At 71.6% G+C, this 4075-nt stretch carries 5 protein-coding genes; 3 read left to right on the top strand and 2 right to left on the bottom strand.

The window, feature by feature from the left end:
* The coding region (locus tag VM840_00345) for an amidase family protein (GenBank protein HVL80023.1) at nt 1-1040 on the top strand (1040 nt) is incomplete at its 5' end.
* Here VM840_00345 and crcB read toward each other — a convergent pair.
* Both crcB and VM840_00355 read right to left on the bottom strand, forming a co-directional pair.
* Entirely contained in the window at nt 1037-1411 is a 375-nt protein-coding gene (gene crcB, locus VM840_00350) for a fluoride efflux transporter CrcB (protein HVL80024.1), read from the bottom strand. The two genes, VM840_00345 and crcB, sit on opposite strands and share 4 nt — an antisense overlap.
* The gene (locus tag VM840_00355) at nt 1408-2589 is read right to left on the bottom strand and encodes a pyridoxal phosphate-dependent aminotransferase (GenBank protein HVL80025.1); all 1182 of its coding nucleotides are present in this window, start codon (nt 2587-2589) and stop codon (nt 1408-1410) included. Before VM840_00355 ends, crcB begins: the two co-directional genes overlap by 4 nt.
* A 54-nt stretch (nt 2590-2643) precedes the next feature.
* Here VM840_00355 and serC point away from each other — a divergent pair, with 54 nt between their 5' ends.
* Nucleotides 2644-3771, top strand: coding sequence for a phosphoserine transaminase (gene serC / locus VM840_00360; protein ID HVL80026.1), 1128 nt, complete (start codon nt 2644-2646; stop codon nt 3769-3771).
* A 1-nt stretch (nt 3772) separates the two neighbouring features.
* Nucleotides 3773-4075 (top strand): hypothetical protein (locus tag VM840_00365; protein ID HVL80027.1); only part of this gene is annotated, 303 nt, incomplete at its 3' end.

Genomic DNA, 4075 nt, shown 5'->3' on the forward strand with positions numbered 1-4075 from the left:
CGCGGAACCCGTGGGACACCGAGCGTGTCCCGGGCGGGTCGTCCGGTGGGTCGGCGGCCGCGGTCGCGGCCGGGATGGTGCCGTTCGCTCTCGGCACGGACACCGGAGGGTCGATCCGCCAGCCCGCGTCGCTCTGCGGGATCGTCGGAATGAAGCCGACCTACGGGCTCGTCTCCCGGTTCGGGCTGATCGCCTTCGCGTCTTCGCTCGACCAGGCCGGGCCTATGACGCGGACCGTCCGAGACTCGGCGCTGCTGCTGCAGGCCATCGCCGTCCACGACCCACGCGACTCGACCTCCATCCCGGGAGACCGGCCCGACTACGTGTCGGTGTGTGGTCGGCCGATCGACGGGATGCGCTTCGGGGTCGTGCGCGAGCTCATGGGCGAGGGCATCGCGCCCGGGGTGAAGGCGAGCGTGGAGGACGCGATCGCGCTCCTGGGGAAGCTGGGCGCGGAGGTGGTCGAGGTCTCCCTCCCGTCGTTCGAGTACGCCCTGGACGCCTACTACCTGATCGCACCGGCCGAGTGCTCGTCGAACCTCGCCCGCTACGACGGGATCCGCTACGGGCTGCGCGCCCAGGGGCCGGACATCCTCCGTACGAACCAGGCCACCCGGGAGGAGGGGTTCGGCGCCGAGGTGAAGCGCCGCATCCTGCTCGGCACGTACGCGCTCTCGTCCGGCTACTACGACGCCTGGTACGGGCGCGCCCAGAAGCTGCGCACGCAGATCATCGCCGACTTCACCAAGGCCTACGAGCAGGCCGACCTGCTCGTCTCCCCGACGTCACCCACGACCGCCTTCCGGATCGGCGAGAGGGCAACGGACCCGATGGCGATGTACCTCTCCGACATCTGCACGATCCCGACCAACCTGGCGGGCGCATGCGCGATCTCCATCCCGTGCGGGCTCGACGGGGGGCTCCCGGTGGGGTTCCACCTCATGGGCCCGCCGATGGCCGAGCCGACCCTCTTCCGGGCCGCCGCCGCGCTCGAGGCCGAGCTCCGCTATGACGGCTCGGCGGCCTGGCGGAAGGGCTAGACGGCCCGCCCGATCTGCAGCCCCGCCCAGGTGGCTGCGAGCCCGCCGGCCACGCTGAGCAGAACGTTGACGGCCGCCAGCGCCAGCCCGCCCCCCTCCACGAGTCGGAGGGTCTCGAAGGAGAACGTGGAGAAGGTCGTGTAGCCCCCAAGCAGCCCGACGAGCACGGCCAGCTGGACCTCAGCCGGGACGCCGCTCCACCGGCGCTGGAACACCGCGAACAGGAGCCCGATCAGGAAGCACCCGGACAGGTTCACCGCCGCCGTGGCGAACGGGAAGACGGGCAACCGGTTCCCCATCACGAGCGACTGGACCGCCCACCGGCACACGGACCCCGCGGCTCCGGCCGCGGCTATCCAGACCCAGGTCATCCGGAGAGCAGGGAGCCCATCCGGCGGACGCCTTCCTGCACGTCCTCCGGGTCCATCGCGTAGGACATCCGCGCGTACCCGGGAGCCCCGAACGCCTCCCCGGGGACGATGGCCACCCCGGCCTCGTCGAGCAGCCGTTCGGCTAGCTCGAGCGTGGTGGACCCGAACCCCCTCCCGAGCACCTCCTTGAACGACGGGAACGCGTAGAACGCACCCTGCGGTTCGAAGCAGCTGACTCCGTCGATCTCGTTGAGCATCCGGTGGATGACCTGACGGCGGGCGTCGAACGCATCGCGCATCGCGTAGGTCGCCTCGAGGTCGCCCGAGACCGCCGCCAGCGCCGCCGCCTGGGCGACGTTGCAGACGTTGGAGGTCGAGTGTGACTGCAGGTTCGCCGCCGCCGCGACCACGTCCGGGGGCCCGATCATCCATCCGACCCGCCAACCGGTCATCGCCCACGACTTCGCGACGCCGTTGAGCACGACGCACGTGTCCGCGAGCTCGGGCACGACCACCGGCATCGATACGTGCTTGGCTCCCGCGTAGGTCAGGTGCTCGTAGATCTCGTCGGTGACCACCCAGATCCCCGACCCGAGCGCCCAGCGTCCGATGGCCTCGACCTCCTCCGGCGGGTAGACGGCGCCCGTGGGGTTGGAGGGGGAGACGAACAGGAGCAGCTTCGTCCGGTCGGTGCGCGCCGCCTCGAGCTGCTCCACCGTGGCCCGGAACCCCGTCGACTCGTCGGTCCCGACGACCACCGGGCGGCCCCCGGCCAGAGCGATGGCCTCCGGGTACGTGACCCAGTAGGGGGCGAGCACGATCGCCTCGTCCCCCGGGTCGAGCAGCGTCGCGAAGGTCTCGTAGACGGCCTGCTTCCCCCCGTTGGTCACCACGACCCGGTCGGGGGAGACCCGAAGCCCCGAGTCGCGCTCGGTCTTCGCGGCGATCGCCTCCCGCAACGCGGGGAGCCCCTGGGTGGGCGTGTATCGATGGTTCGCCGGGTCGCCGCACGCGGCCCGGGCGGCCTCGACCACGTAGGCCGGGGTGGGGAAGTCCGGCTCCCCGGCGCCGAACCCGATGACGTCGCGCCCTTCGGCCTTCAGGCGCTTGGCCTTCGCGTCGACGGCGAGGGTCGCGGACTCGCCGATGCTGCCAACTCGCTGCGAGATCCGGGACATCTTCGGGCCACTCCTCGTCCGAACGCGGGCCGGGCGTGCATCATAGTGGCTGCCATGGACGTCCCCTCCATACGCCTGCCGAGCGATGCGCTGCCCCGCGACGGGCGGTTCGGGTCCGGGCCCGCCAAGGTGCGCCCCGAGGCCCTGGACGCCCTCGTGGGGGCTGGGATGTCCGTCATGGGCACGAGCCACCGTCAGGACCCCGTCCGCCGCGTCGTCCGACGGGTCAGGGAGGGCCTGGCCGAGCTCTTCGCGCTCCCGGACGGGTACGAGGTGGTCCTGGGCAACGGGGGAGCCACCGCGTTCTGGGACGCGGCCACGTTCGGTCTCGTCGAGCGCCGCAGCCAGCACCTCGTCTTCGGCGAGTTCTCATCCAAGTTCGCCGCCGCGGTGTCCGCCGCTCCGCATCTCGACCCCCCCGACGTGATCGAGACCCCGCCCGGGACGCACCCCCAGCCGAAGGCGATGCCGGACGTCGACGTATACGCGCTCACTCACAACGAGACGTCGACGGGCGTGATGATGCCCGTGGCTCGGCCCGCGGGAGCCGAGGGCCTCGTCGTCGTCGACGCGACCTCGGCGGCGGGGGGGCTCCGCGTCGACCCCCGCGAGTTCGACGTCTACTACTTCGCCCCGCAGAAGTGCTTCTCGGCGGACGGGGGCCTGTGGGTGGCCCTCTGCTCGCCGGCCGCGTTGCAGCGCATCGAGGCGGTCGCCGCTTCCGGACGGTGGGTCCCACCCTCGCTCGACCTGTCCATCGCGGTCGCGGAGTCGCGCAAGGACCAGACGTACAACACGCCTGCCCTGGCCACCCTGCTGCTGCTCGCCGACACGATCGGATGGATGAACGAGAATGGGGGCCTGGGCTGGGCGGCCTCCAGGTGCGAGGAGTCGGCGGCCATCGTGTACGGATGGGCCGAGGCCGTGTCATACGCGAGCCCGTTCGTGGCCGATCCGGCCGCGCGCAGCTCGGTGGTCGCGACGGTGGACCTCGACCCGGCGGTGGACGCCGCGACGGTGGCGGCCGTCCTGCGGTCCAACGGGATCGTGGACACGGAGCCCTATCGCAAGCTCGCGCGGAAGCAATTGCGGATAGGCTTGTACCCGGCCGTGGATCCGGACGACGTCCGTCGGCTCACCAACTGTGTGGAGATGGTCGTCGAAGCCTTGGGAGGGCCCTGAGTTGGAGACCAGGACAAGCGAGCGCCTGTCGCTCATAGCGTCGACGATCATCCTCATCATCGGGATGATGTACTGGTCGATCTCGGCCGCCGAGGATTCGCGTCAGCGGGCGGCCGCGGGCCGCGGTGAGGCTCGCGTGGCGGCTACGCCCATCCCGCAGGCGGAGACCGAGGAGCAGCTCACGGACGAGCAGGTCCTGGACATCCTCGGCGGAGGAGCCGGGACGCAGGGACCGTCCACCGGTCGGGATTCCGGACCGCGACCGACCGGACCGTCCGGCCCCCCGGGCCCGCCCGGACCGGGC

Source organism: Actinomycetota bacterium, assembly GCA_035540895.1.
GTDB lineage: Bacteria > Actinomycetota > JAICYB01 > JAICYB01 > JAICYB01 > DATLFR01.

Bases quoted from the DNA above. Each gene is read 5' to 3' on its own strand.
- crcB (HVL80024.1), bottom strand. From the start codon at position 1,411: ATGACCTGGGTCTGGATAGCCGCGGCCGGAGCCGCGGGGTCCGTGTGC.
- serC (HVL80026.1), top strand. From the start codon at position 2,644: ATGGACGTCCCCTCCATACGCCTGCCGAGCGATGCGCTGCCCCGCGAC.
- VM840_00355 (HVL80025.1), bottom strand. From the start codon at position 2,589: ATGTCCCGGATCTCGCAGCGAGTTGGCAGCATCGGCGAGTCCGCGACC.